Origin of the sequence: Streptomyces rubellus, assembly GCF_036323805.1 — a bacterium.
Taxonomy (GTDB): domain Bacteria; phylum Actinomycetota; class Actinomycetes; order Streptomycetales; family Streptomycetaceae; genus Streptomyces.
The window spans coordinates 98,600-124,437 of sequence record NZ_JAZDCX010000016.1 but is presented as its reverse complement, the minus strand read 5'-3'; the positions used below and the strand labels follow the sequence as shown (position 1 = coordinate 124,437).

25 protein-coding genes are annotated in these 25,838 nt (G+C 73.2%); 16 read left to right on the top strand and 9 right to left on the bottom strand.

The window, feature by feature from the left end; all coding sequences use genetic code 11:
- Positions 1-5: 5 nt before the first annotated feature.
- Both tal and tkt read right to left on the bottom strand, forming a co-directional pair.
- Positions 6-1,124, bottom strand: coding sequence for a transaldolase (tal, locus tag V1L54_RS19725; protein WP_330119381.1), 1,119 nt, complete (start codon positions 1,122-1,124; stop codon positions 6-8).
- A gap of 50 nt (positions 1,125-1,174) precedes the next feature.
- Positions 1,175-3,268: a transketolase gene (tkt, locus tag V1L54_RS19720; RefSeq protein ID WP_330119380.1), complete on the bottom strand. Its 2,094-nt coding sequence runs from the start codon at positions 3,266-3,268 to the stop codon at positions 1,175-1,177.
- 409 nt (positions 3,269-3,677) lie between these two features.
- On the opposite strand from tkt, the gene V1L54_RS19715 reads away from it, so the two are divergent.
- The 3 genes from V1L54_RS19715 to V1L54_RS19705 all read left to right on the top strand — a co-directional run bounded on the left by V1L54_RS19715 (position 3,678) and on the right by V1L54_RS19705 (position 6,190).
- Complete coding sequence (locus V1L54_RS19715; protein ID WP_330119379.1) at positions 3,678-4,619, top strand: heme o synthase; 942 nt, start codon at positions 3,678-3,680, stop codon at positions 4,617-4,619.
- 89 nt (positions 4,620-4,708) lie between these two features.
- Complete coding sequence (locus V1L54_RS19710; RefSeq protein ID WP_330119378.1) at positions 4,709-5,065, top strand: hypothetical protein; 357 nt, start codon at positions 4,709-4,711, stop codon at positions 5,063-5,065.
- A 45-nt stretch (positions 5,066-5,110) separates the two neighbouring features.
- Positions 5,111-6,190, top strand: a complete 1,080-nt coding sequence (locus tag V1L54_RS19705; RefSeq protein ID WP_330119377.1) for an amidohydrolase — start codon at positions 5,111-5,113, stop codon at positions 6,188-6,190.
- Here V1L54_RS19705 and V1L54_RS19700 read toward each other — a convergent pair.
- From V1L54_RS19700 to V1L54_RS19690, 3 genes are all read right to left on the bottom strand, one after another.
- Positions 6,142-7,185, bottom strand: a complete 1,044-nt coding sequence (locus V1L54_RS19700; protein ID WP_330119376.1) for a COX15/CtaA family protein — start codon at positions 7,183-7,185, stop codon at positions 6,142-6,144. The genes V1L54_RS19705 and V1L54_RS19700 overlap by 49 nt on opposite strands.
- A 62-nt stretch (positions 7,186-7,247) precedes the next feature.
- Entirely contained in the window at positions 7,248-8,042 is a 795-nt protein-coding gene (locus V1L54_RS19695) for an ABC transporter permease (protein WP_330119375.1), read from the bottom strand.
- Entirely contained in the window at positions 8,039-8,965 is a 927-nt protein-coding gene (locus V1L54_RS19690; protein ID WP_330119374.1) for an ABC transporter ATP-binding protein, read from the bottom strand. The genes V1L54_RS19695 and V1L54_RS19690 overlap by 4 nt, the downstream gene beginning before the upstream one ends.
- Before the next feature lie 262 nt (positions 8,966-9,227).
- On the opposite strand from V1L54_RS19690, the gene V1L54_RS19685 reads away from it, so the two are divergent.
- The 11 genes from V1L54_RS19685 (at position 9,228) to V1L54_RS19635 (ending at position 18,683) form a co-directional block, all read left to right on the top strand.
- Positions 9,228-10,019, top strand: a complete 792-nt coding sequence (locus V1L54_RS19685; RefSeq protein WP_330119373.1) for a helix-turn-helix transcriptional regulator — start codon at positions 9,228-9,230, stop codon at positions 10,017-10,019.
- Positions 10,016-11,437: a Fe-S cluster assembly protein SufB gene (gene sufB / locus V1L54_RS19680; protein WP_330119372.1), complete on the top strand. Its 1,422-nt coding sequence runs from the start codon at positions 10,016-10,018 to the stop codon at positions 11,435-11,437. Before V1L54_RS19685 ends, sufB begins: the two co-directional genes overlap by 4 nt.
- A gap of 180 nt (positions 11,438-11,617) precedes the next feature.
- Positions 11,618-12,799 (top strand): Fe-S cluster assembly protein SufD, encoded by a 1,182-nt coding sequence (sufD, locus tag V1L54_RS19675; RefSeq protein ID WP_330119371.1) that lies wholly within the window; start codon positions 11,618-11,620, stop codon positions 12,797-12,799.
- Positions 12,796-13,137: a non-heme iron oxygenase ferredoxin subunit gene (locus V1L54_RS19670; protein WP_330119370.1), complete on the top strand. Its 342-nt coding sequence runs from the start codon at positions 12,796-12,798 to the stop codon at positions 13,135-13,137. Before sufD ends, V1L54_RS19670 begins: the two co-directional genes overlap by 4 nt.
- A 6-nt stretch (positions 13,138-13,143) precedes the next feature.
- Positions 13,144-13,908: a Fe-S cluster assembly ATPase SufC gene (gene sufC, locus V1L54_RS19665; protein WP_330119369.1), complete on the top strand. Its 765-nt coding sequence runs from the start codon at positions 13,144-13,146 to the stop codon at positions 13,906-13,908.
- A 97-nt stretch (positions 13,909-14,005) separates the two neighbouring features.
- Positions 14,006-15,262 (top strand): cysteine desulfurase, encoded by a 1,257-nt coding sequence (locus V1L54_RS19660; protein ID WP_330119368.1) that lies wholly within the window; start codon positions 14,006-14,008, stop codon positions 15,260-15,262.
- A 59-nt stretch (positions 15,263-15,321) separates the two neighbouring features.
- Entirely contained in the window at positions 15,322-15,801 is a 480-nt protein-coding gene (sufU, locus tag V1L54_RS19655; RefSeq protein ID WP_100201256.1) for a Fe-S cluster assembly sulfur transfer protein SufU, read from the top strand.
- Positions 15,798-16,133 carry a metal-sulfur cluster assembly factor gene (locus V1L54_RS19650; RefSeq protein ID WP_330119367.1) on the top strand — a complete coding sequence of 112 codons (336 nt, stop codon included), beginning with the start codon at positions 15,798-15,800 and terminating at the stop codon, positions 16,131-16,133. The genes sufU and V1L54_RS19650 overlap by 4 nt, the downstream gene beginning before the upstream one ends.
- A gap of 118 nt (positions 16,134-16,251) precedes the next feature.
- Complete coding sequence (locus tag V1L54_RS19645; RefSeq protein WP_330119366.1) at positions 16,252-16,572, top strand: DMT family transporter; 321 nt, start codon at positions 16,252-16,254, stop codon at positions 16,570-16,572.
- Between the two features lie 148 nt (positions 16,573-16,720).
- A complete protein-coding gene (gene dapD, locus V1L54_RS19640; protein WP_330119365.1) occupies positions 16,721-17,746 on the top strand; it encodes a 2,3,4,5-tetrahydropyridine-2,6-dicarboxylate N-succinyltransferase in 1,026 nt (341 codons plus the stop codon).
- 97 nt (positions 17,747-17,843) lie between these two features.
- The gene (locus V1L54_RS19635; protein WP_330119364.1) at positions 17,844-18,683 is read left to right on the top strand and encodes an EI24 domain-containing protein; all 840 of its coding nucleotides are present in this window, start codon (positions 17,844-17,846) and stop codon (positions 18,681-18,683) included.
- On the opposite strand, the gene V1L54_RS19630 is transcribed toward V1L54_RS19635, so the two are convergent.
- The 3 genes from V1L54_RS19630 to V1L54_RS19620 form a co-directional block, all read right to left on the bottom strand.
- Positions 18,664-19,554, bottom strand: coding sequence for a dihydrodipicolinate synthase family protein (locus V1L54_RS19630; protein WP_330119363.1), 891 nt, complete (start codon positions 19,552-19,554; stop codon positions 18,664-18,666). The genes V1L54_RS19635 and V1L54_RS19630 overlap by 20 nt on opposite strands.
- 46 nt (positions 19,555-19,600) lie before the next feature.
- The gene (locus tag V1L54_RS19625; RefSeq protein WP_330119362.1) at positions 19,601-20,212 is read right to left on the bottom strand and encodes a Uma2 family endonuclease; all 612 of its coding nucleotides are present in this window, start codon (positions 20,210-20,212) and stop codon (positions 19,601-19,603) included.
- Between the two features lie 156 nt (positions 20,213-20,368).
- Positions 20,369-22,207 carry a DUF8508 domain-containing protein gene (locus V1L54_RS19620; protein ID WP_443076706.1) on the bottom strand — a complete coding sequence of 613 codons (1,839 nt, stop codon included), beginning with the start codon at positions 22,205-22,207 and terminating at the stop codon, positions 20,369-20,371.
- 240 nt (positions 22,208-22,447) lie between these two features.
- Between V1L54_RS19620 and V1L54_RS19615 the strand changes: the two genes are divergently transcribed.
- A complete protein-coding gene (locus V1L54_RS19615) occupies positions 22,448-23,878 on the top strand; it encodes a hypothetical protein (RefSeq protein ID WP_330119361.1) in 1,431 nt (476 codons plus the stop codon).
- A 94-nt stretch (positions 23,879-23,972) separates the two neighbouring features.
- A complete protein-coding gene (locus V1L54_RS19610; RefSeq protein WP_330119360.1) occupies positions 23,973-25,469 on the top strand; it encodes an alkaline phosphatase PhoX in 1,497 nt (498 codons plus the stop codon).
- Between the two features lie 102 nt (positions 25,470-25,571).
- Here V1L54_RS19610 and V1L54_RS19605 read toward each other — a convergent pair whose 3' ends face one another.
- Positions 25,572-25,763, bottom strand: a complete 192-nt coding sequence (locus V1L54_RS19605; RefSeq protein ID WP_330119359.1) for a hypothetical protein — start codon at positions 25,761-25,763, stop codon at positions 25,572-25,574.
- Between the last annotated feature and the right edge of the window lie 75 nt (positions 25,764-25,838).

The following is a 25,838-nucleotide window of genomic DNA, read 5'->3' as shown; positions in this document are numbered from 1 at the left end:
CTGCGTTACGCCTCCTTCGGGGCGAGACGCTTCAGCTCCGCCTCGGTGGAGGCCAGCAGATCGCTCCAGGACTTCTCGAACTTCTCGATGCCCTCGGTCTCCAGCAGCTCGACGACCTCGTCGTAGCCGATGCCGAGCCCGGCGAGCGCGTCGAGGTCGGCGCGGGCCTGCTCGTAGGTGCCGCGCACCGTGTCGCCGGTGATCTCGCCGTGGTCGCCGACGGCGGCCAGGGTGGCCTCCGGCATGGTGTTCACGGTGCCGGGGGCGACCAGCTCGGTGACGTAGAGGGTGTCGGGGTAGGCCGGGTCCTTCACACCGGTGGACGCCCACAGGGGGCGCTGCCGGTTGGCGCCGGCGGACTCCAGGGCCGTCCAGCGGTCGGAGGCGACGAACTCCTCGTAGGCCTGGTAGGCCAGCCTGGCGTTGGCCAGCGCCGCCTTGCCCTTGAGCGCCAGGGCCTCCTCGGTGCCCAGGGCGGTCAGCCGCTTGTCGACCTCGGTGTCCACCCGGGAGACGAAGAACGAGGCCACGGAGTGGATCTCCGACAGGTCCAGGCCCTTCTCCCGGGCCTTCTCCAGCCCAGCCAGGTAGGCGTCCATGACCATCCGGTAGCGCTCCAGGGAGAAGATCAGCGTGACGTTGACGCTGATGCCCGAGGCGATGGTCTCCGTGATGGCCGGCAGCCCGGCCTGCGTGGCGGGGATCTTGATGAAGGTGTTGGGGCGGTCCACCAGCCAGGCGAGCTGCTTGGCCTCGGCCACCGTCGGCTGGGTGGCGTGCGCCAGCCGCGGGTCCACCTCGATGGAGACCCGGCCGTCCAGACCGCCGGTGGCGTCGAAGACCGGGCGCAGCACGTCGGCGGCGTCCCGGACGTCGGCGGTGGTGATCATCCGGATGGCCTCCTCCACCGTCACCCCGCGGGATGCCAGGTCGGAGAGCTGCCGGTCGTAGCCGTGGCCCTCGGAGATCGCCTTCTGGAAGATCGACGGGTTGGTGGTGACACCCACGACGTGCTGCTCGTTCAGCAGCTCGGCGAGGTTGCCCGAGGTGATGCGCTGGCGGGACAGGTCGTCCAGCCAGATCGCGACACCTTCGTCGCTCAGGCGCTTGAGTGCGTCTGTCATGAGGGATGCATCTCCTGATTCTTCTGCCTTGTGGGCGCGTCCTGTGGGCGTCAGCGTGCGGCGGCGGCGATGGATTCCCGGGCGGCGTCGGCCACGGCCTCGGGAGTCAGGCCGAACTCGCGGAACAGCACCTTGTAGTCGGCCGAGGCGCCGAAGTGCTCCAGGGAGACGACGCGGCCGGCGTCGCCGACGTACCGGTACCAGCTCAGGCCGACCCCTGCCTCGACGGCCACGCGCGCCCGCACCGACGGCGGCAGCACGCTGTCGCGCCACTCCTGGTCCTGCTCCTCGAACCACTCCAGGCACGGCATCGACACCACCCGGGTGGGCACGCCCTCGGACTGCAGGGTCTCGCGCGCGGCGACCGCGAGCTGGACCTCCGAACCGGTGGCGATGAGCACGACCCGCGGTTCGGTGGCCTGCCCGGCGGAGTCCGCCGCCTCGAACAGCACGTACCCGCCGCGGGCGGCGTCCTCGTTCGCCTCGTAGGTGGGCACGTTCTGCCGGGTCAGCGCGACGCCGTGCGGGGCGGGACGCTCGCTGTGGCGGCGCGTGATCTCGCGCCAGGCGATGGCGGTCTCGTTGGCGTCGGCCGGGCGGACGATGTTCAGGCCCGGGATGGCGCGCAGCGCCGCCAGGTGCTCGACCGGCTGGTGGGTCGGGCCGTCCTCGCCCAGACCGATGGAGTCGTGGGTCCACACGTAGGTGACCGGCAGCCCCATCAGCGCCGCCAGCCGCACCGCCGGACGCATGTAGTCGGAGAACACCAGGAAGGTGCCGCCGTAGATCCGGGTGTTCCCGTGCAGCGCGATGCCGTTCATGGTCGAGCCCATGGCGTGCTCGCGGATGCCGAAGTGGATCGTGCGGCCGTACGGGTCCGCCTCCGGCAGCGGGTTGTCCGCGGGGAGGAAGGAGGAGGTGGCGTCGATGGTGGTGTTGTTCGAGCCCGCGAGGTCGGCGGAGCCGCCCCACAGCTCGGGCAGCACCCCGCCCAGCGCCTTGAGCACCGCGCCCGAGGCCTTGCGGGTCGCCACGTCCTTGCCCGTCTCGAAGGAGGGGAGCGCCTTCTCCCAGCCCTCGGGCAGCTTCCCGGCGCTGATCCGGTCGAACTCCGCGGCGCGCCCGGGGTTGGTCTCGCGCCACTCGGCGAACCGCTTGTCCCATTCGGCCCGCGCCGCACGGCCCCGGTCGGTCACCTCACGGGCGTGCGCGAGGACCTCGTCGGCCACCTCGAAGTGCTTGTCGGGGTCGAAGCCCAGCACCCGCTTGGTGGCGGCGACCTCCTCGGCGCCCAGCGCGGAGCCGTGCGCGGCCTCGGTGTTCTGTGCGTTGGGCGCGGGCCAGGCGATGATCGTGCGGGCCGCGATCAGTGAGGGTCGCCCGGTCTCCTCCTGGGCGGCCCGCAGCGCCGCGTACAGCTCCCGCACGTCGAAGTCGCCGTTGGGTGCCTGCTCGACGCGCTGGACGTGCCAGCCGTAGGCCTCGTACCGCTTCAGCACGTCCTCGCTGAGCGCGGTCGCGGTGTCGCCCTCGATGGAGATGTGGTTGTCGTCGTACAGGGCGACGATGTTGCCCAGCTTCTGGTGGCCGGCCAGCGAGGACGCCTCGGCGGAGACGCCCTCCTCCAGGTCGCCGTCGGAGACGATCGCCCAGATGGTGTGGTCGAAGGGGGAGGCGCCCGCGGCGGCCTCCGGGTCGAACAGACCGCGCTCGTAGCGGGCTGCCATCGCCATGCCCACCGCGTTGGCGATGCCCTGGCCGAGCGGCCCGGTGGTGGTCTCGACCCCGGCCGTGTGGCCGTACTCCGGGTGGCCCGGGGTCTTGCTGCCCCAGGTGCGGAAGGCCTTCAGGTCATCCAGTTCCAGGCCGTAGCCGGACAGGTAGAGCTGGATGTAGAGGGTCAGGCTGGTGTGGCCGGGGGAGAGGACGAAACGGTCCCGGCCCGTCCACTGCGGTTCCGACGGGTCGTGCCGCATCAGCTTCTGGAAGAGAAGGTAGGCGGCGGGGGCCAGGCTCATGGCGGTACCGGGGTGGCCGTTGCCGACTTTCTGCACGGCGTCCATGGCCAGGACCCGTACGGTGTCGACAGCCCGCTGATCCAGTTCGGTCCACTCGAGGTCTGTGGTGGTCGGCTTGGTGCTCACCCTGCGTCAGGGCTCCTCTCCACATGTCGAAGGCCGGTGTCTGTCAGGTCACACCGGGCGGTGTCGAGCGTACCCCCGCCGGTGTTCCCCCTTTTCGGCTGCTCATCCTTTGAGCAGCGGCATTGTCAAATCGGCCGAAACCGGGCCGGTGGCAGGCGCTTCGCCGAGCATGTGTCGAACACGGAGCGCACATGAGCGCGGTCCGCGCCCGGCCACCGCCTTCCCGTACGCGGCGGGCCCCGCGCGAGGTGCGCCAACACGGAGCACCCCCGGGGCGAGCGGCGTATGGCCAGCGTCTAGAGTGGCGTGGTACGTGCGAGCGGTGACGGAAGCCCTGCGTGCTCCGGTTCCCGACTCGCTGGTTCCCTCGCGGCGCGAGCCGCGCATGTCGTTGTGATCAGGGGTGTCCGTGACGGCCGTCGAATCCCGTCCAGCGGGTGTGCTCGCTTCGAGATCAGCGCACCGGCCGCTCGGGGCCCGCATCAAGGGCTTCGTGGCGCTGACCAAGCCGCGGATCATCGAGCTCCTGCTGATCACCACCATCCCGGTGATGTTCCTCGCCGCACAGGGTGTGCCCGACCTGGGGCTGGTGCTGGCCACCTGCGTCGGCGGCTACCTGTCGGCGGGCGGCGCCAACGCGCTGAACATGTACCTGGACCGGGACATCGACGCGCTGATGCACCGCACCGAGCAGCGTCCGCTGGTCACCGGGATCGTCGCGCCCGGTGAGGCGCTGGCCTTCGGCATCGGCCTGGCGGTGCTCTCCACCGTCTGGTTCGGCCTGCTGGTCAACTGGCTCTCGGCCGCCCTGGCGCTGGGCGCGCTGCTGTTCTACGTCGTCGTCTACACGATGCTCCTCAAGCGGCGCACCGCCCAGAACATCGTCTGGGGCGGCATCGCGGGCTGCATGCCGGTCCTCATCGGCTGGTCCTCGGTGACGAACGAGGTGAGCTGGGCCGCCGCCGTCCTCTTCCTGGTCATCTTCTTCTGGACGCCGCCCCACTACTGGCCGCTGTCGATGAAGGTCAAGGACGACTACGAGCGCGTCGGGGTCCCGATGCTCCCGGTCGTCGCCGGCAACAAGGCCGTGGCCCGGCAGATCGTCCTCTACAGCTGGGTGATGGTCGCCGTCTCGCTGGCCCTGTGGCCGCTGGGGTACGTCGGCTGGTTCTACCCCCTGGTCGCGCTCGCCGCGGGCGCCTGGTGGCTGAAGGAGGCCCACGCCCTCCAGTCCCGCGCCAAGGCCGGGATCACCGGGGCGAAGCTCAGGGAGATGCGGCTGTTCCACTGGTCGATCACCTATGTGTCGGTGCTGTTCGTCGCGGTGGCGGTGGATCCGTTCCTGCGGTGAGCCCGGCCGGGACCGCCCGCCGGGCGCGTGGCGCAGGCCACCCGGAGCGGCGGTCGCCGGTCGATCTACCCATCGGTAGCATTCTGTGCATGGACAGCACGCAGCAGGCGGAAGAGACCAGGACCGACGCCCGGGCCGAGCGCCGGGTGGCCAAGCTCGCCAAGGAGATCGGCCGGTTCGCCGCGGGACACGGCGGCAGCGCCGACGCCCACCTCGAGTACCTCGGGCAGCGGGGCGTGCGGATCGTCCTGGTCGCCGCCGACGGCCAGTGGGGCGATCTGGTGGCCCCCTCCCGGGAGATCGCCGAGCAGGCCGCCGAGCGGGCCGGGGCCACCCTCCACGAGACCCTCGACGGCGATCTCGCCGCCCGTATCCGCACCGGCCCCTACGAGTGGGAGCGCATGGCCGGGATCCAGCTCGGCGGGCCGGGCGGCGGGGACCGCTGACGCGGCGGGCGACACCCGCACCCGTCCTGGACCGTTGGTCCGGTCATGGAACCCCTCGTCGACCAGTACGGCCGCGGGATCCGCCATCTGGAGGCGGGCCCGGCGGTCTTCGAGACCTGGCTGGCCGCCGCCGTCACGGGCGGCGGCGGTGCGCACCCGCCCCGGGGCACGACCTTCTTCGACACCCGGCTCGGGCTCGCGGTGCGGCGCTGGTGCCCGCCGCTGCTCGGCCTCGAACCGCACTGCGCCCCCGTCCGCTATCTGGCCCGCCGCCGTGAGCTGGGCGCGTACGCCGCCGGGCGGGCGCTGCTGCGCGGCAGCGGCATCGGAACGTTCCTGGTGGCCGACGGGCCCGGGGAGTCCCCCGGCTCCGGGGACACCGCGCGCCCCGTCGAGGACCCCGCGCTCCTGGCGGGGGCCGGCCGCCCCGCCCACCGGACGGTCCGCCTGGAACCGCTGGCCGACCGTACGGCCGCAGCCTCCGACACGGTCGCCGGGTTCGTCTCCGGCCTGGCCGAGGCGGTGCACACCGCCTCCCGCACCGCTGCCGCCTTCGTCTGCGACGGCGGCTTCCCGGCGGACGCGCCCCCCGAGCCCGGTGAGGTCCGGCGCGCGGCGGCGCGCCGGCTGCGCGGGGAAGGCCGCCGGACCGACCCGGTGCTCGTCCGCCATCTGCTGTGGAGCGCCCTGGTCACCGGCCGCCCGCTGCAGCTGCGCTGTGCCGATCCCGGGCCGCTGGCCGGCTTCCTGAGGGCCACCGCCGGTCTGGGGCCGCCGGTCGTCCTGCTGCCGAGCGCTCCGCACCACCGCGCGGCGGCCCGGCTGGCCGCGGCCTTCCCGCACGTCTACACCGACATCGGGCCGCGCCCGGCGGAGACGATGGACGAGGCGCCGTTCGGGAAGCTGCTGTTCTCCACCGGGGCCCGGGGGCTGCCGGAACTGTACGTGGTGGCGGCGCGGCTGTTCACCCGGGAGATGGAGCGGCTGCTGTCCGGCTGGGTGGAGGAGGGCGACTGCGCCCGGCGGGACGCCCGCCGGATAGCCGGAATGGTCGGCGGCGGGACCGCCCGCCGCCTCTACCGGCTGGGACCGGACACCGGTTCGGCCGGCGCGGCGGGGGACTGACCCGGCGTCTCGGCCCGCGCCTCGGCCGGGACGGAGTCCGGAACGGGGGCCGCGGCCACGGGCGGCAGCCCGCGCTCGCGCAGCGACAGCACCACCCGCAGCACGGCGATCCACACCAGTGTCGAGCCCAGCAGATGCAGCGCGACCAGCACCTCGGGCAGCTCGGTGAGGTACTGGGCGTAGCCGATCGCGCCCTGCGCCAGCAGCACCACCAGCAGTTCCCGGGTCCGGGCGACCGGGCCCGGCGGCGAGCCCGGTGCCCGCAGCACCAGCCACAGCGCCACCGTCAGCGCGACCACCACCCAGGCGAGCAGGGCGTGCACCCGGGTCACGGACTCCCAGTCCACGCCCATCCGCGGTACGTCGCTGCTGTCGCCCGCGTGCGGCCCGGCGCCGGTCACCATCGTTCCGACCACGATCAGCGGCACGGAGACGGCGGTCAGCGCCGCCGCGAGCCGCCTGGCCCGGGGCCCCGCCAGCGGGCGCGGCTCCTCGTCCCCCTCACGGGCGCGCAGCCAGGTCAGGGTGGAGAGGGTGAGCAGCGCGGTGGCGAGCAGGAAGTGGGCGGCGACGGTGTACGGGTTCAGCTCCATCAGCACGGTCACCCCGCCCATCAGGGCGTTGGCGAGAACCAGCCAGAACTGCGACCAGGCCAGCCGGGTCAGCGGCCTCCGGCGCGGCTCGGCCGAGCGCGCCGCGACGATCGCCCAGCCGACGGCGGCGCTCAGCACGTACGTCAGCAGGCGGTTGCCGAACTCGATGGCGCCGTGCAGGCCCATCTCGGGGGTGGCGATCAGACTGTCCCCGCTGCACTTGGGCCAGGTCTCGCACCCCAGGCCCGAGCCGGTCAGCCGCACCACCCCGCCGGTCACCACGATGACCACGCTCATCACGAGCGCGGCCAGGGCCGCCAGCTCCACGGTGCGCTGGGCGGGGGTCCAGCGCCGGGCGACGTACGCGACGGGGTTCCGCGCGAATTCGAGCAGATTGGGCACGGAGCCATGGTAGGCGCGCGCTTGTGCGGACTTTCACGAGGGGGCGCGAAACGCCCTGCGCGCTACTCCCAGCGGAAGAAGCGCGCCGCGGCCGCCAGCCCCACCACCGCCCAGCCGCCCAGCACCGCCAGCTGCGCCCACGGCAGTCCGGCACCGTCCCGCAGCACCTCCCGCAGCCCCTCGGAGAGCGCGGAGATCGGCAACCACTCCAGCACTCCCCGCACCGGCGCGGGGAAACGGTCCAGCGGTACGACCACCCCGCCGCCGACCAGCAGCAGGACGAAGACGAGGTTCGCCGCCGCCAGCGTCGCCTCCGCCCGGAGCGTCCCGGCCATCAGCAGCCCGAGACCGGAGAAGGCGGCCGTACCGGCGACCAGCAGCAGCGCCACGGCGAGCGGACCGCCCCGCGGCGACCAGCCCAGCGCCAGGGCGGCCGAGGTGAGCAGCGCCACCTGGAGCACCTCGACGACCAGCACCGCGCAGGTCTTGGCGGTCATCAGCCCCCACCGGGGCAGCGGCGAGGCGCCCAGCCGCTTGAGCACCCCGTAGCGCCGCTCGAAGCCGGTGGAGATGGCCTGGCCGGTGAAGGCGGTGGAGAGCACCGCCAGCGCCAGTACCCCCGGGGCCAGGAAGTCCACCCGCCCGCCGCCGTCCCCGCCGTCCGCCAGGTCGATGATGTCCACGGCGCTGAACAGCACCAGCAGCAGGGTCGGGATGACGATCGTCAGCAGCAGCTGCTCGCCGTGGCGCAGCAGCAGCCGGGTCTCCAGCGCGGCCTGCGCGGCGATCATCCGGGGCAGCGGCGCGGCGCCCGGCCGGGGGGCGTACGTGCCCGCCCCTGTGGTTCGAGTGCTCATGACCGCAGTTCCCGTCCCGTCAGTTCCAGGAAGACGTCCTCCAGGGTGCGCCGTTCCACTGCGATGCCGTCCGGCAGTACCCCGTTCTGCGCGCACCAGGAGGTCACCGTGGCCAGCAGCTGAGGGTCCACGGTGCCGGTCAGCCGGTACACGCCCGGGGCCGGTTCGGCGGCCGCGGTGCCGGCGGGCAGCGCCTTGAGCAGCGAGCCCAGGTCGAGTCCGGGGCGGCCGGTGAAGCGCAGGGTGTTCTCGGCACCGCCGCGGCACAGCCGCTCGGGGGTGCCCCGGGCGATCACCCGGCCGCCGTCGATGATCGCCACCTCGTCGGCCAGCGCCTCGGCCTCGTCCATGAAGTGGGTGCTCAGCACCACCGTCACCCCGTCGGCGCGCAGTTCGCGCACCAGGTCCCAGGCGGCCCGGCGGGCCTGCGGGTCCAGCCCGGCGGTCGGTTCGTCCAGGAAGACCAGTTCGGGGCGGCCGACGACGGCCATGGCCAGCGCCAGCCGCTGCTGCTGGCCGCCCGACAGCCGCCGGTAGGGGGTGCGTCCGCAGCCGTCCAGGCCCAGCCGCTCCAGCAGGGTGCCGGCGTCCAGCGGGTGGGCGTGCAGCGCGGCCATGTGGCGCAGCATCTCCGCGGCGCGGACGGTGGGGTAGACCCCGCCGCTCTGGAGCATCACGCCGATCCGGGGCCGCAGCGCGGCGGCGTCGGCGACGGGATCCAGGCCCAGTACGCGGACGGTGCCCGCGTCGGGGCGCCGGTAGCCCTCACAGGTCTCGATCGTGGTGGTCTTGCCGGCTCCGTTGGGACCGAGCACCGCGGTCACGGTGCCCCGTCCGACGGTGAGGTCCAGCCCGTCCACCGCGGCCCGGCTCCCGTACCGCTTCACCAGCCCTGCGACCTCGACGGCCGCCGTGTCTCGCATACGGGCGAGTCTAGGGAGCCCGGCGGGCCCGCACGGCCACCGGGGCGGATCGCGGCGGACCGGCCCCGGGCCGCCGGGGCCGCCGGCGAGCCCCCGCCGGGTAAGGCATGCCTTACGTGACGCATGCCATTCCGGCCGGTCCGGGCGCGGCTTGCCCGGCTCCTCCGAATTACGCAACAATGGCGTTGTGAAAAAGCGCACCCGTCGGGGCGGCGGCCCATGCCCCCGGCGGGACGGCAGGAGTGAGGAGGCGCGAACAGGCATGGCGGCACACCGCACCGGCGACACCCGCGCCTTCGGTCCCTCCGCGCCGGAGGAGCAGCACGGCACCCGCAACAGGGTCGCGCGCTCCGTCCTCGACCACGGCCCGTCCACCGCGGCCGAACTGGCCGAGCGCCTGGAGCTGACCCAGGCGGCGGTCCGCCGCCACCTGGACGCCCTCGTCGCCGAGGGGGTCGTGGAGCCCCGCGAGAAGCGCGTCTACGGCTCGCGCGGCAGGGGCCGCCCCGCCCGGGTCTTCGCGCTCACCGACCACGGCCGCAACCTCTTCGACCAGGCGTACGACCAGCTCGCGGTCGACGCCCTGCGCTGGATAGCGCGGGCGGCCGGCGACGGCGAGCGCGGCCGGGCCGCGGTGGCGGCCTTCGCCCGCGCGCGGATCACCGCCCAGACCGAGCGGTACCGCGCGGAGCTGGAGAAAGCGGCCCCCGAGGACCGGGCCGGGGTACTGGCCCGGGCCCTGTCCAGGGACGGGTACGCTGCCACCGCGCGCAGTGCGCCCGCCCCCGCCGGCGGAGCCCCCGCAGGGGAGCAGCTCTGCCAGCACCACTGCCCGGTGGCCCACGCGGCCGAGCAGTTCCCGCAGCTGTGCGAGGCGGAGACCGAGGTCTTCTCCCGCCTGCTCGGCACCCATGTGCAGCGTCTGGCCACCATCGCCCACGGCGACGGGGTGTGCACGACGTTCATCCCCGGGACGGCCCCCGGAACGGAATCCGGGACACCCCCCAAGACCACCACAGCATCCGCAAGCACAGCCGGGAGGAACCCCGCATGACTCTCCCCACGGAGACTGCCCACCCCGAACTGGAGGGGCTGGGCAAGTACGAGTACGGCTGGGCCGACCCGGACGCCGCCGGCGCCTCGGCCAAGCGCGGCCTCTCCGAGGAGGTCGTCCGCGACATCTCGGCGAAGAAGTCCGAGCCGGAGTGGATGCTCAAGCTCCGCCTCAAGGGCCTGCGGCTCTTCCAGAAGAAGCCCATGCCGAACTGGGGCTCCGACCTGAGCGGCATCGACTTCGACAACATCAAGTACTTCGTGCGGTCCACCGAGAAGCAGGCCCAGTCCTGGGAGGACCTGCCGGAGGACATCAAGAACACCTACGACAGGCTGGGCATCCCCGAGGCGGAGAAGCAGCGGCTGGTCGCCGGTGTCGCGGCCCAGTACGAGTCCGAGGTGGTCTACCACCAGATCCGCGAGGACCTGGAGAGCCAGGGCGTCATCTTCCTGGACACCGACACCGCCCTGCGGGAGCACCCGGAGCTGTTCCAGGAGTACTTCGGCACCGTCATCCCGGCCGGCGACAACAAGTTCGCCGCGCTGAACACGGCGGTGTGGTCCGGCGGGTCGTTCATCTACGTGCCCAAGGGCGTCCACGTGGACATCCCGCTCCAGGCCTACTTCCGGATCAACACCGAGAACATGGGCCAGTTCGAGCGGACGCTGATCATCGTCGACGAGGACGCCTACGTCCACTACGTCGAGGGCTGCACCGCGCCGATCTACCAGTCGGACTCGCTGCACTCCGCGGTCGTGGAGATCATCGTCAAGAAGGGCGCCCGCTGCCGCTACACGACCATCCAGAACTGGTCGAACAACGTGTACAACCTGGTCACCAAGCGCGCCGTGGCCTACGAGGGCGCGACGATGGAGTGGGTCGACGGCAACATCGGCTCCAAGGTGACCATGAAGTACCCGGCCGTCTACCTGATGGGCGAGCACGCCAAGGGCGAGACCCTCTCGATCGCCTTCGCGGGCGAGGGCCAGCACCAGGACGCCGGTGCCAAGATGGTGCACATGGCGCCCAACACCTCGTCCAACATCGTCTCCAAGTCGGTGGCGCGGGGCGGCGGCCGCACCTCGTACCGCGGTCTGATCGAGATCGGCGAGGGCGCCGCGGGCTCCAAGTCCAACGTGCTGTGCGACGCGCTGCTGGTGGACACCGTCTCGCGCTCCGACACCTACCCCTACGTCGACGTCCGCGAGGACGACGTGACGATGGGCCACGAGGCGACGGTCTCCAAGGTCAGCGACGACCAGCTGTTCTACCTGATGCAGCGCGGTCTGTCCGAGGACGAGGCGATGGCGATGATCGTGCGCGGCTTCGTGGAGCCGATCGCCAAGGAGCTCCCCATGGAGTACGCGCTGGAGCTGAACCGGCTGATCGAGCTGCAGATGGAGGGCGCGGTCGGCTGACCCGCCGGTCAGCCCCCGGCCGGCCGGTCGGTCCCCGGCCGGCCGGCACCCCGTTCGGCGGGTCGTCCGGCCGGGACAGGCCGGACCGGCCCCAGGCCCACCCCGTGTGACCGTGAGCGAGCCGGCGGACCGGAGTCCCCGAGGCAAGCGAACACAAAAATTAGGAGCAACACGACAGCCATGGCTGAGGCTCAGAACATCCCGGTGGGATCCACCACCGCCGGATCGATCGCGGTGGCCGCCGAGTCCACCGTCGCGACGCGGATGAGCGCGCCGCCGTCCTTCGAGGTGGCCGACTTCCCGGTCCCGCACGGCCGCGAGGAGGAGTGGCGCTTCACCCCCCTGGAGCGGCTGCGGGGCCTGCACGACGGCACCGCCACGGCGGACGGCGGCGTCAAGGCCGAGGTCTCGGCGCCCGAGGGCGTCACCGTGGAGACCGTCGGCCGGGACGACGCCCGGCTGGGCCGGGCGGGCAGGCCGGTCGACCGGGTCGCGGCGCAGGCCTACAGCGCCTTCGAGAAGGCGACGGTCGTCACCGTGCCCCGGGACACCGTGCTCACCGAGCCGGTCCGGGTCGGCGTCCAGGGTCAGGGCGGGGTCTCCTTCGGGCACACCGTCTTCGAGCTGAAGCCCTTCGCCGAGGCCGTCGTCGTCATCGACCACACCGGTGACGGCGTGCGCGCCGCCAACGTCGAGTACGTCCTCGGCGACGGCGCGAAGCTGACGGTCGTCTCCGTCCAGGACTGGGACGACACGGCCGTGCACTGCTCCCAGCACAACGCGCTGGTCGGCCGGGACGCCACCTTCCGTTCGGTGGTCGTCACCTTCGGCGGTGACCTCGTGCGGCTCCACCCGCGGGTGAACTACGCGGGCCCGGGCGGCGAGGCCGAGCTGTACGGCCTGTACTTCACCGACAACGGCCAGCACCAGGAGCACCGGCTCTTCGTCGACCACGAGACGCCGAACTGCCGGAGCAACGTCGTCTACAAGGGCGCCCTGCAGGGCGAGGACGCGCACGCGGTGTGGATCGGCGACGTACTGATCCGGGCCTCGGCCACCGGCACCGACACCTACGAGCTCAACCGCAACCTCGTCCTCACCGACGGCGCACGGGTCGACTCGGTCCCCAACCTGGAGATCGAGACCGGTGAGATCGTCGGCGCCGGCCACGCCTCGGCCACCGGCCGCTTCGAGGACGAGCAGCTGTTCTACCTGATGGCGCGCGGCATCCCGGAGCAGGAGGCCCGCCGGCTGGTGGTGCGGGGCTTCTTCGCCGAGCTGGTCCAGCAGATCGGCCTGCCCGACCTCCAGGAACGCCTCCTCGCCAGGATCGACGAGGAGCTCGAGGAGTCGGTCGCATGAGCACCGCGGAGGGCTTCGTCCACGTCGCCAAGCTCGGCGAGCTGGAGGAGGACACCCCCAGGCGGGTGGAGATCGACGGCACGCCGATCTCGGTCGTCCGCACCGAGGGAGAGGTCTTCGCGGTCAACGACATCTGCTCGCACGCGAACGTCTCCCTGTCCGAGGGCGAGGTGGTGGACTGCCACATCGAGTGTTGGCTGCACGGCTCCAGCTTCGACCTGCGCACCGGCAAGCCCGACGGCCCGCCCGCCACGCGCCCCGTCCCCGTATACCCCGTCAAGATCGAAGGAGACGGCCCCGACGCGGCCGTGCTCGTCTCCGTCACCCAGGAGTCCTGAAGCCCCATGGCAACCCTTGAGATCCACGACCTGCACGTCTCCGTCGAGGCAGAGAACGGCCCCACCGAGATCCTGCGCGGCGTCGACCTGACCCTGAAGCAGGGCGAGACGCACGCGATCATGGGCCCCAACGGCTCCGGCAAGTCCACCCTCGCCTACTCGCTGGCGGGCCACCCCAAGTACACGATCACCGGTGGCACCGTGACCCTGGACGGCGAGGACGTCCTGGAGATGAGCGTGGACGAGCGGGCCCGCGCCGGCCTCTTCCTCGCCATGCAGTACCCGGTCGAGGTCCCGGGCGTGTCCGTCTCCAACTTCCTGCGCACCGCCGCCACCGCCATCCGCGGCGAGGCCCCGAAGCTGCGCACCTGGGTGAAGGAGGTCAAGGGGGCCATGGAGCGCCTGAACATCGACCCCGCCTTCGCCGAGCGCAACGTCAACGAGGGCTTCTCCGGCGGCGAGAAGAAGCGCCACGAGATCCTCCAGCTGGAGCTGCTGAAGCCGAAGGTCGCCATCCTCGACGAGACCGACTCCGGTCTGGACGTGGACGCGCTGCGCGTCGTCTCCGAGGGCGTCAACCGCGTCCGGGAGACCGGTGAGGTCGGCACCCTGCTGATCACCCACTACACCCGTATCCTGCGCTACATCAAGCCCGACCACGTCCATGTCTTCGCCGCGGGCCGGATCGCCGAGTCGGGTGGCCCGGAGCTGGCGGACAAGCTGGAGGAAGAGGGCTACGAGGCCTATGTGAAGGGTGGCCAGGCCGCGTGAGCGGCGCGCGCGGGGCCGTCTGCGCGGCGGTCCCGCCGACCACCGACGTTCCCCGGCCGGGCCGGGCGGGCGACGACGCGAACGGAGAGACACGAGCGTGACACAGCTGCCGGGCCTTCTCGACACCGAGGCGATCCGCAAGGACTTCCCGCTGCTGGACCGCACGGTCCACGACGGGAAGAAGGTCGTGTACCTGGACAACGCGGCGACCTCCCAGAAGCCGAACCAGGTCCTCGACGCGCTGAACGACTACTACGTGCGGCACAACGCCAACGTCCACCGCGGTGTGCACGTACTCGCCGAGGAGGCCACGGCGCTGTACGAGGGAGCGCGCGACAAGATCGCCGCCTTCGTCAACGCACCGAGCCGCGACGAGGTGATCTTCACCAAGAACGCCTCGGAGTCGCTCAACCTCGTGGCGAACATGCTCGGCTGGGCCGACGAGCCGTACCGGGTCGACGACCAGACCGAGATCGTCATCACGGAGATGGAGCACCACTCCAACATCGTGCCGTGGCAGCTGCTCGCGCAGCGCACGGGCGCGAAGCTGAAGTGGTTCGGCCTGACCGACGACGGCCGTCTCGACCTGTCCGGCATCGAGCAGATCATCACCGAGCGGACCAAGGTCGTCTCGTTCGTGCTGGTCTCCAACATCCTGGGCACGGTCAACCCGGTCGAGACGATCGTCCGCCGCGCCCAGGAGGTGGGCGCCCTGGTGGTGATCGACGCCTCCCAGGCCGCCCCGCACATGGCGCTGGACGTCCAGGCGCTCCAGGCCGACTTCGTGGCCTTCACCGGCCACAAGATGTGCGGCCCGACCGGCATCGGCGTGCTGTGGGGACGCCAGGAGCTGCTGGAGGACCTGCCGCCGTTCCTCGGCGGCGGCGAGATGATCGAGACCGTCTCGATGAGCTCCTCCACCTACGCCCCCGCGCCGCACAAGTTCGAGGCCGGCACGCCGCCCATCGCCCAGGCCGTCGGGCTGGGCGCGGCGGTGGACTACCTGTCGTCCGTCGGCATGGACCGCATCGCCGCCCATGAGCACGCCATCACCGAGTACGCGGTCGCGCGGCTGCGCGAGGTGCCCGACCTGCGGGTCATCGGCCCGGCCACGGCCGAGGACCGGGGTGCCGCGATCTCCTTCACGCTCGGTGACATCCATCCCCACGACGTGGGACAGGTACTCGACGAACAGGGCATCGCGGTCCGGGTCGGCCACCACTGCGCGCGCCCCGTCTGCCTGCGGTACGGAATTCCCGCGACCACCCGAGCGTCGTTCTATCTGTACTCCACCCCCGCCGAGGTCGACGCCCTGGTGGAGGGACTGGAGTACGTACGGAACTTCTTCGGGTGAGGTTCCGGCCCGGCTCACGTCGGGCGACCGACCGACGACGCAGCGGCTGAAGGTGACTCGTGAGGCTTGACTCCATGTACCAGGACGTGATCCTGGACCACTACAAGCACCCGCACGGACGGGGGCTCCGCGACGGCGACGCCGAGGTGCACCACGTGAACCCGACGTGCGGCGACGAGGTGACCCTGCGGGTGCGGCTGGACGGCTCCACCGTCGCGGACGTCAGCTACGAGGGGCAGGGCTGTTCCATCAGCCAGGCCAGCGCCTCGGTGCTGAACGACCTGCTGGTCGGCAAGGAGCTCGACGAGGCGCGCAGGATCCAGGAGACCTTCCTGGAGCTGATGCAGTCCAAGGGCCGGATCGAGCCGGACGAGGCCATGGAGGAGATCCTGGAGGACGCGGTGGCGTTCGCGGGGGTCTCCAAGTACCCGGCGCGCGTCAAATGTGCTCTGCTGAGCTGGATGGCATGGAAGGACGCCACCGCCCAGGCGCTGGGCGGCGGCGCGGTAGAGGAGAAGGCCGAGGAGGCCACCGCATGAGCGAGACCCCGACCACGACGAAACCGGCGAGCGAGGACGAGGTCCGCGAGGCGCTGTACGACGTCGTGGACCCCGAGCTGGGCATCGACGTCGTCAACCTGGGCCTGATCTACGGCATCCACGTCGACGACGACAACAGCGTGACCCTGGACATGACCCTCACGTCCGCGGCCTGCCCGCTGACCGACGTGATCGAGGACCAGGCCCGGTCGGCGACCGAGGGCCTGGTCAGGGAGCTGCGGATCAACTGGGTCTGGATGCCCCCGTGGGGTCCGGACAAGATCACCGACGAGGGGCGCGAGCAGCTCCGCGCCCTGGGCTTCAACGTCTGAGGTCCCGGACACCGGGCCCGGACCACGGATCCTCCGGCACCGCCCGGCGGCCGGGACCCCGCGTCCCGGCCGCCGGGCGTTCCGCGTGCGGTCCCGGCCGCCGCGTAGCCTCCCGCGCATGGCGTATCTGACACTGGCCTGCGCGATCCTGGCCGAGGTGCTCGCGACCACCTCGATGAAGTACAGCAACGGCTTCACCCGGCTGTGGCCCAGTCTGGGGACCGCCGCCGGATACCTCGTGGCGTTCGTGCTGCTCGCACAGACGCTCAGGACGATGTCCGTGGGCACCGCCTACGCGATCTGGTCGGGGGCCGGCACCGCCCTCGTCGCCGTGATCGGCATGGTCTTCATCGGCGAGGCGGTCAACGCCGCCCGGATCACCGGCATCCTCCTGGTCATCGCGGGAGTGGTGGTCCTCAACCTGGGCGGCGGGCACTGAGCCGCCCCGCCCGGTCGTCCGCCCGGCTGCCTGCCGGGCGGACGACCGGAGGGACGCGGGGGCGGGCGGGGCCCCGGAGGGGTGGGGCCCGCGTCCGGCACGCGGGACCGGTTCGCCTCGGCGGAGCGTGTCCGGATAGCGTTTGGCCATGACCGATGCACCCGCCCCCGCCAACCGCAGCACCGGCGCCGTCGCCGCCGGACTCGCCACCGTGACCCCCGACGGGACCGTTCTCGACACCTGGTTCCCCACCCCCGAGCTGACCGGCGCGGACAGCGCGGAAAGTTCCGGCGCCGCGGGGGCCGGCCCGGCCGGGACCGAGCGGCTGGACGCAGTACGCGCCGCCGAACTGCTGGGCGACGCCGCGCCGCAGGCGCTGGGCCCGGACCCGCTCCGCGGTGTCGAGGTCGTCGCCGTCCGCACGGTGATCTCCTCGCTGGAGGACAAGCCGCTGGACGCGCACGACGTGTACCTGCGGCTGCATCTGCTCAGCCACCGTCTGGTGCGGCCGCACGGCCTGAACCTGGAGGGGGTCTTCGGTCTGCTCGCCAACGTGGCCTGGACCGGTCTCGGCCCCGTTCCCGTGGACCGTGTCGAACAGGCCCGGCTCGCCGCCCGCGCCGCCGGCAAGCAGCTCACGGTCACCAGTGTCGACAAGTTCCCCCGGATGACCGACTACGTCATCCCCAAGGGCGTGCGCATCGGCGACGCCGACCGGGTGCGGCTGGGTGCCCACCTGGCCTCCGGCACCACCGTGATGCACGAGGGCTTCGTCAACTTCAACGCCGGAACGCTGGGCACCTCCATGGTCGAGGGCCGGATCAGTGCGGGCGTCGTCGTCGGCGACGGCTCCGACATCGGCGGCGGCGCCTCGATCATGGGCACCCTCTCCGGCGGCGGCAGGCAGACCATCTCCATCGGCAGCCGCTGCCTGCTGGGCGCCGAGGCGGGCCTGGGCATCTCGCTCGGCGACGACTGCATCGTGGAGGCCGGCCTGTACCTGACGGCGGGCACCCGGGTCACCCTGCCCGACGGCCAGGTCGTCAAGGCGCTGGAGCTGTCCGGCGCCAACAACCTCCTCTTCCGCCGCAACTCCACCACCGGGACCGTCGAGGCCCTCCAGCGCTCCGGCTCCTGGGGCGGCCTCAACGAGGCGCTGCACAGCCACAACTGACCCGCCGCCCGGAGCCGCCCGGTGCCCGTCACCGGGCGGCCTTCTCCCGCGGCCCCGCCGCCCGCCCCGGGAGGCGGGGCCGTTACCCTGTGCGGCCATGGGTGATCTCGCGACCGGAATGCGCTACCTGGGGCAGGGCCAGAAATGGGTCCTGCGCAACGGACGGTGGTTCGGCTTCGGCCTGCTGCCCGCCCTCGTCACCCTGGTGCTGTACGCGGCGGCCCTGACCGCCCTCGCCCTCTGGGCCGACGACCTGGTGGCCTGGGCCACCCCGTTCGCCGACGACTGGGACTCGCCCTGGCCCGGGCTGCTGCGCGGCACGCTCACCGCGCTGCTGTTCGCCGGGGGCCTGCTGCTGGCGGTGCTCACCTTCACCGCCGTCACCCTGCTGGTCGGCGACCCCTTCTACGAGTCGCTCTCGGAGAAGGTCGAGGAGTCCGTCGGAGGTGTCACCGAGGGCCCCGACATCCCGCTGCTGCGGAGTCTGTGGATCTCGCTGTGCGACAGCCTCTACGTCCTGATGCGCGCCCTGGCCCTCGCGGTGCCGCTGTTCGCGCTCGGCTTCGTCCCGGTGCTCGGCCAGACCGTCGTGCCGGTGCTCGGCCTCGCCGTCTCGGGATTCTTCCTCACCCTGGAACTCACCTCGGTCGCCATGCAGCGCCGCACCATCCCCGTCCGGGAGCGGCTGCGCATGCTGCGCGGACGCAAGACCCTCGCCCTGGGCTTCGGCGGGCCGCTGGTGCTGTGCTTCCTGGTGCCGCTGGCGGCGGTCTTCCTGATGCCGGGAGCGGTCGCGGGCGCCGCCCTGCTGGTGCGGGACCTCGCGGACGGCGGCGCGGACGGCGACGGCGGTGGCGGTGCGAGCGGGAGCGGGGAGGGCGCCCCCGGTCCGGCACCCGGCCCGCGGGATACCCGGCCTACCCCAGGGCCCGCCTGAGGGCTTCGGCCAGCCGCCCGGTCAGCGCGTCGTCCGCCGGGAGCAGCGGCGGGCGGGGCGGCCCGCCCGGCAGCCCGGCCGCGGCGAACAGCGCCTTGACGGCGACCGCCTCCGGCACCTCGGACACCAGGGCGTCGATCAGCGGGGCCAGGGCCCGGTGCCGCCGGGCGGCCTCGTCGGAGTCTCCGGCGTCGAAGGCGTCCAGGACGCCCCGCACGGCGGGCCCGGCCACATTGGCGGCCGCGCTGACACAGCCGTGGGCTCCGATCGCGCGCAGCGGCAGGTTCAGCTCGTCGCGGCCGGAGTAGTACCGCAGCCCGGTGGAGCCCAGCACCTTCGCCGGCTTCAGCAGGTCCCCCGCGCGGTCCAGCACCCCGTGGACGCGCGGGTGCTCCGCCAGCCGCCGCAGCGTGTCGGCGGTCAGTGCGGTCCCCTCGCCGCTGCGGGCGGGCACGTCGAGGAGCAGCACCGGCAGGTCGGTGGCGTCGGCGACGGCGGCCAGCTGACGGGCGGCGGCCTCCTGGACGGGCGAGGCGCAGTACGGCGCGCCCGCCAGCAGCCCGTGGGCGCCCGCCCGTGCCGCGGCCCGGGCCAGCTCCACCGAGCGCCTGGTGCCGCCCGTGCCGACGTCCGCCACGATCCGGGCCCGGTCGCCGGCGGTCTCGGCCACGGCCCGCACCAGGGCGGTCCGCTCCGCGTCGGAGACGGTCGCGGACTCGCCGGTGGCGCCGCCCAGCACCAGGGCGTCGCAGCCGCCCCGGTCCACCAGATGGGCGGCGAGCCGCCGGGCGGCGGGCAGGTCCAGCTCGCCACCGGGGGTGAACGGAGTGATCATGGCCGCGGCGACCCGGCCGAAGGGGGAGTCGGTCATGGGGCGAGTCTCGCCCACGCCGCCGCGGACGGTCCAACGGGTCCCGTCAGCGGTCGTCGTCGGCGGAGCCGCGCTCCCGGGGGAACTCGTCGGTGGGCAGGACGAGACCGACGGGAGTGTCCCCGAGGTCGAGCACCTCGCCGAAGCCGACGGCGAGGTGGCTTCGGTACTCGCCGTCCTTGGGGTGGGTGAACAGATGGCACCGAGCGGTGTACGGGTCGACGATCAGGTAGGAGGGAACTCCCGCGGCGGCGTAGGCCTCGCACTTCTTGCCGTAGTCGTTGTGGCGCGTGGCCTCCGAGATCACCTCGGCGACGAACTGGATGTCCTGGTAGCGCCACCGTCCCCGGCCGGTCTGGCGTGCGCCCTCCGCCAGGAGCACCATGTCCGGCGCGAACCCGTTGGAAGGGCCGGGGAAGTCGATCCGGACGTCCGACTTCAACCGGTTCCGCGGATGCCGCGAGCGCAGATGGTCGTACAGAGCGGCGATGATCTCCCAGTGCGTGTCGCGCTGCGGCGTCATGTGGACGGTCCCCTCGACGATCTCGGCCTTGTAGCCCTCGGGGACGGGCATCCGCTCCAGCAGCTCGAACAGTTCGTCCAGGCTGGGCTCGCTGCTGTCGGTCATCTCGATCCTGTCGGTGAGCTCGACGGTCATCGGTGTGCCGCTCCTCCCCGCCGCGCCGGGCGGCGCAACCGCACGGTCCAACGATACGAGTGTCGGACCGGTCACGCCCGGTCGCGGAGGTTCCGGCCGTGCCGCCCCCGCCGGGGGCGGCACGGCCGGAGCGGGGCCGTGTCGCTCAAGGGCCGCTCAGGGGCGGAAGCGGATCACCTGGGGGTCGTGGTCGCTGGCCTGGTCGGCGAACTCCGCGTTGACGTGGACGATGTCGTAGTCGAAGCGGCGGATCCCGGGGGAGACCAGGGTCTGGTCCAGCACCTGGGAGTTGCCGTCGTAGACGTAGGTGTAGCGCTCGTCCGCGGGCAGCGAGAACACCGCGCTGCGCAGCACCCCGCCCGCCGTCAGCTCACGGGTGGTGGCGGAGAACTCGAAGTCGTTGATGTCGCCCAGGACCACGACGTCCGCCTTCCGCTCCACCGCCAGCACCTGCCGCACGAAGCCGTTGACCACCTTCGCCTGCCGGTGCCGCTGGGTCTCGGAGGAACGGTTCGGCGGCTGGACGGCCGCGTGCAGGGACTGGTCGCCGCCCTTGGAGGCGAAGTGGTTGGCGACCACGATCACCGTCCGGCCGCGGAAGCGGAACTCGCCCGCCAGCGGCTTGCGGCTGTCCTCCCAGGCCGCGTCCTCCGGTGCGATCCGGGCGGGGGAGTGGGTCAGCGCCGCCTTTCCGCGCACCCGCTTCACCCCGGCCGCCGTGGTCGCGTCCGCGCCGGGCCGGTCCGTGAAGGAGACCCGCCCGGGGTTGAAGAGGAGGACGTTGCGGATGTTGCCGCCGGGCTGGCCGCCGTCGGCGTCGTCGGCCGGGTCGACGGAGCGCCAGTCGTAGCGCGGGCCGCCCGCCGCCACGATGGCCTCGGTGAAGCGCTCCAGCGTTTCGCCGGCGCTCACCACCTCGTCGTTCTCGGGCCCGTTGTCGTCCTGGATCTCCTCCAGGGCGAGGATGTCGGGGGAGGCGAGGTTCTCCACCACGCCCCGGGCCAGCCGGTCGAACTTCTCCTGGTCGTTGCCCGGGTGGAGGTTCTCCACGTTGTAGGTGGCCACGGCCAGCTCGCCGTGGTGCTGGCGGCGGGTGCGCTCCCGCGCCAGGCCGCCGTCGGCCACGGTGCCCAGCTCGCGGGCGGCCAGGTGGTAGCCGCCGTACTGGTCGTAGTCCAGCGGGCCGGTGGTGGCGCCGGTGAGCACGTCGCCGGTGTTCGCGGTGGGGAAGGGCGCCTCGGCCAGGGGGGTCAGCGACTCGACCTTCAGACGGCCGGGGTTGGGCCGGTCGTAGCCGCCGTAGACGGTGCCGCCGCGCGGGGTGGGGTGCTGCCGCGGCTCGACGGTCACCCACAGCTCGGCGTGCTCGGTGCTGGGGCCGGTGACCCGTGCGTCGCGGATCTGGACGTCCATGCCCTCCAGCGACTCGTAGCGGTCCAGCGCGTAGGTGCCGGGCCGCAGTCCGAGCCCTTCGACGCTCCCGCCCGCGGCCGGGTCGCCCTGGGGGGCGTACCGCTCGGGGACGGCGGCGGAGTCCAGGACCACCGGGGCGGGCAGGGGGTTGCCCGAGGAGACGACGGCGACCTGGGGGCGGGATATCTGGGTGACCGTCTGGTTCCCGGAGGAGCCGCCGCCCGGGCGGTACTCGCCCACGGTGCCGGAGACCCTCACCAGGTCGCCGACGGCGACCTGCGGAGCGGAGCCGGTGAAGACGAACAGCCCCTCGCTGGTGGCGGGGTCGGCGTCGGGGGCGGTGTCCTGCATCCAGAAGCCGCGCGAGCCGTAGGCGCGGACTCCGGTGACCACCCCGGACACCTCCGAGACCTGCTCGCCGGCCAGCGGGGAGACACGGGTGGTGCCCTGGATGTCGTGGATGCGGACCGGGCCGCCGGTCCCGTCGCCGCCGGCGGACGCCGCGGAGGCGGGCACGGCCAGCAGCGTCGAGGTGAGCGCGGCGACGGTGAGTGCGGCGGTACGGGCCGTGGATCTGCTCAAGGGTCCCTCCGGGGACGGGTGATGGCGGGGCGGTGGGGGAGCGGCGGTCGTGCCGTTCGTACCGCCCCGGTGCGCACCGTGCGGTTTCTACGCGCGTAACGTGCCGTCCCCGTCCGTCCGTTGTCAAGCGGTCCGGGTGGCCGCGGGGGGAAGATCCGGTGAACCGGACGGCCGGCCGCGGAAGCCGGTCTACGCTGGAACGGCGTCACGCCCGTACGCCCCGCCGAGGAGCCTCTCCCCATGACCGACGACCGTCCCGCCGCGCCCCCCGTACGGCTTCCCGCGGAGGCCGCGCTGGCGCGGGACGCGCTGGCCTCACCGCTGCTGTCCCGGGCCGCCGGGCTGGCCCGCTGGGCGGGCGGCCGTACGGAGGCCGTCCGGGCCGGTGCCGGGGGCGGGCCGCCCGCCGGGCTTCCGGCGGAGGCCGCCGCCCCCTTCGGCCCCGGCGAGGCGGACGACGGGGACGGCCCGCTGCGGGCGGCACGGGTCTGGGAGCTGGCCGTCGGCACCGGTCTGCTGGAACTCCGCGCGGACGGCGGGGACGGCGCGGCCCGTACGGCCGTCCCCGGGGCGAGGTACGCCCTGCTCACCGGGGGAAGCCCGGCCGAGGCGCTGGAGATCTGGTACGAGGGACTGGAGACGGTGCTCGCCGCCCGGCAGCCGGACCGGGACGGCGACGGCCTCCTCGACAGCGCCCTGGACACCCTCTACCGGATGGCCGCCCGTGACTCCGGCGGCTCCGCCGGGGAGACCGGACCGATGGTGCCGCTGCCGGTGCTCGCCGCCTCGGCGGTCGCCCCCGACGACATGGACGACCCCACCGACACCGTCCTGGAGAGGGTCTCGGCGGCGATGGTCGCGCTGGACGAGGGGTTCCGGACGCTGGCGCCGACCGGGGCCGTCGTCCACCGGCCGGTGGACGGGGCCCTGTTCGAGGAGGACGGTGGCGTGTCCGGCGGCTCCGCGGAGGAGCCCGGCGGCCCCGCCGGGGAGGAGGTCGCCCGCTACGGCATGGTGCGGCTCACCCCGCTCGGCCTGTACGGCGTACGGCGGCGGTTGCTGGCGGCGGGCGTGCCGGCCCCGGTCGTGGGCGACCTCGCCGGGCACGCCGCCGGTGACCTGCTGGCCGCCCTGCCCGGGCACGGCGAGGAGGCCGCCCGCGGGGAGATCGAGCACTGGCTCGCCCGGCGCGCCCCGTTGGAGGCCGCCCGGGAACTCCTCGCCGCGGCGCGGGGCGACGACCGGGACGCGCCGCGCCGCCGGCTCGCCTGCCAGCAGGCGCTCTCCCTGGCCGGCGCGGAGGCCGAGCCAGCCCTGCGGGAGGTCCTGGACGACGGCCAGCTGGGCGGGCTGGCCCGGGTCTGGCTCTCCGAGCGGGGCCTCGCCGATGTCCCGGCGCCGTCCGAGGAGATGGTCTTCTGGCTCACCGTGGACACCCTGGCCGCCCAGCTGGCCACGGCGGACGACGCCGCCGGGGCGGGCGGTTCGGACGAGCTGCGCGATCTGGTGCGCGGCCTGGTCGACGGGCACAGCGGCTTCTTCGACAAGGCGTGGCGCGTCGACCACCCGGCGACCGGTGAGGTGCTGGAGGCGATGAGCCGGGTGCACCCCGACCGGCAGGCGGCGAAGGACGCGCGCAGGGCGGCGTACAGGGCGCGGTCGCGCGGCTGAGGCGGCCGGTTGGCGCCGAGTTCAGCCGGAGTTCGCCCGGGGGCGGGATCGTGGTCGGCATTCGTCCGGAATCGCGGAGCCGACGGGAGAGACGATGCCCACCAGCGCGACCAGTGGTACGGCCGGCAGCGGGGAACTCACCAGAAGGACCGTCGTGGCGGGCGCCGGGGTCGCCCTGACGGGCAGCGCGGGCGTCCTGGCCGCCGCGCCGGCCGCGCCCGGCGCGCCGGAGCGGGCCGGGGGACACGACGGGGCAGGCGGGGAGACGGCGCACGGGCGCGGGCGCGGCGGGGAGCCGGGCTACGGTCCGTTGCTGCCCGACCCCGCCGGGCTGCTCGCGCTGCCCGCGGGCTTCTCGTACCGCGTCCTCACCCACTGCGGGGTCACCCGGCTGGAGAGCGGCGAGCACACGCCCGCGGGGCATGACGGCACCGCCGCCTTCGACGGCCCCCGGGGGAGGGTGCTGCTGGTCAACAACCACGAGCTGAAGGGGCCCCGGAGCGACTGGGAGCACCCCGTGCCGCTCGCCGAGGGTCTGGTCTACGACCCGGCCGCCGCGGGCGGCTGCACGGTGGTGGAGGTCTCCCCGCACGGCGAGAAACTCGCCGAGTGGGTCGGCATCGCGGGTACCTCCACCAACTGCGCGGGCGGGGTGACCCCCTGGGGCACCTGGCTGACCTGCGAGGAGAACTCCGACCGGGCCGGTGAGAACGGCATGACCCGCGACCACGGCTACGTCTTCGAGGTCGATCCCCTCGACCGGCGGGCCAACCGCGACCCGGAACCGGTCAGGGCGCTGGGCCGCTTCGACCACGAGGCCGTGGTGGTCGATCCGCGGAGCGGTCACCTGTATCTGACGGAGGACGACTCCAGGCCCAACGGCCTGCTGTACCGCTGGACGCCGCCGAAGGGCTTCCGGCACGGGCGCGGCCGGCTGCGTACGCTCGCCGCCGACGCGGGCAGGCTCCAGGCGTTCCGCTGCTTCGACTCCGGCGGCCGGTTCGTCGACGACCTCTCCCGCGCGGTGCGGCCCGGCACGGTCTACGGCGTGGACTGGGTGGACGTCCCCGACCGCGACGCGCGCGAGGTGCCCGTACGGAAGCAGTTCACCGGCAGCCGGGTCACCCGGGCCCGCAAGCTGGAGGGCATGTGGTGGGCCGACGGCGGCGCGTACGTGGTCGCCTCCTACGCCCGCGCGGACGACGGGAGCCCGGGGGAGCCGCACGACGGCCAGGTGTGGTTCTACCAGCCCCGCCGCCGCACCCTCACCCTGAAGCTGCGCTTCGGCGTCAACCGGGACCCGCTGGCGCCCGGCGGCGCGGACGGCCCGGACAACATCACGGTCTCGCCGTACGGCGGGGTGATCCTCGCCGAGGACGGCGAGGGACTCCAGCACCTGCTGGGTGCCGACGACAGCGGCCGTACGTACCCCATCGCACGCAACGAGCTGAACATCGGGACGGCCGGGGAGCCGGAGTACGCCGAGTTCGCGGGGGTGTGCTTCGCGCGTGACGGCCGGACGCTGTACGCCTGTGTGCAGGAACCGGGGATCATGTTCGCGATCACCGGTCCCTGGGAGCGCCGCCGGTAGGGCTCCGGGGCCGGCCGGAGAGCGGGGAAGGCGGGGAGAGGGCCGGCCCGCCCGGGAGAGGGCGCCCTCCGCGGGACCGGCGCGCCGGTGCTCGGGCGGCGCTCAGGCCGCGGTGCTCACCCCGGCCTGTCCGGCCGCCCGCCACAGGGCCCACAGCCGGTCCAGCTCGGCCAGCTCGGTCCGCGTCCACGGCCGGTCGCCATGGGCGCGTACGAAGGCGCGCAGCGCCTCGTTCGCCTGGGCGGACGTCTGGGGCCGGGACTGCTGGGATCCGTGCTCGGGAGTGGTGGACATGCTTCCAGCGTAGGCGCTGGATATGACATCGGCAGGCCCTGCCACTTTCCCTCCGTTCTTATCGCTCAAACCTCA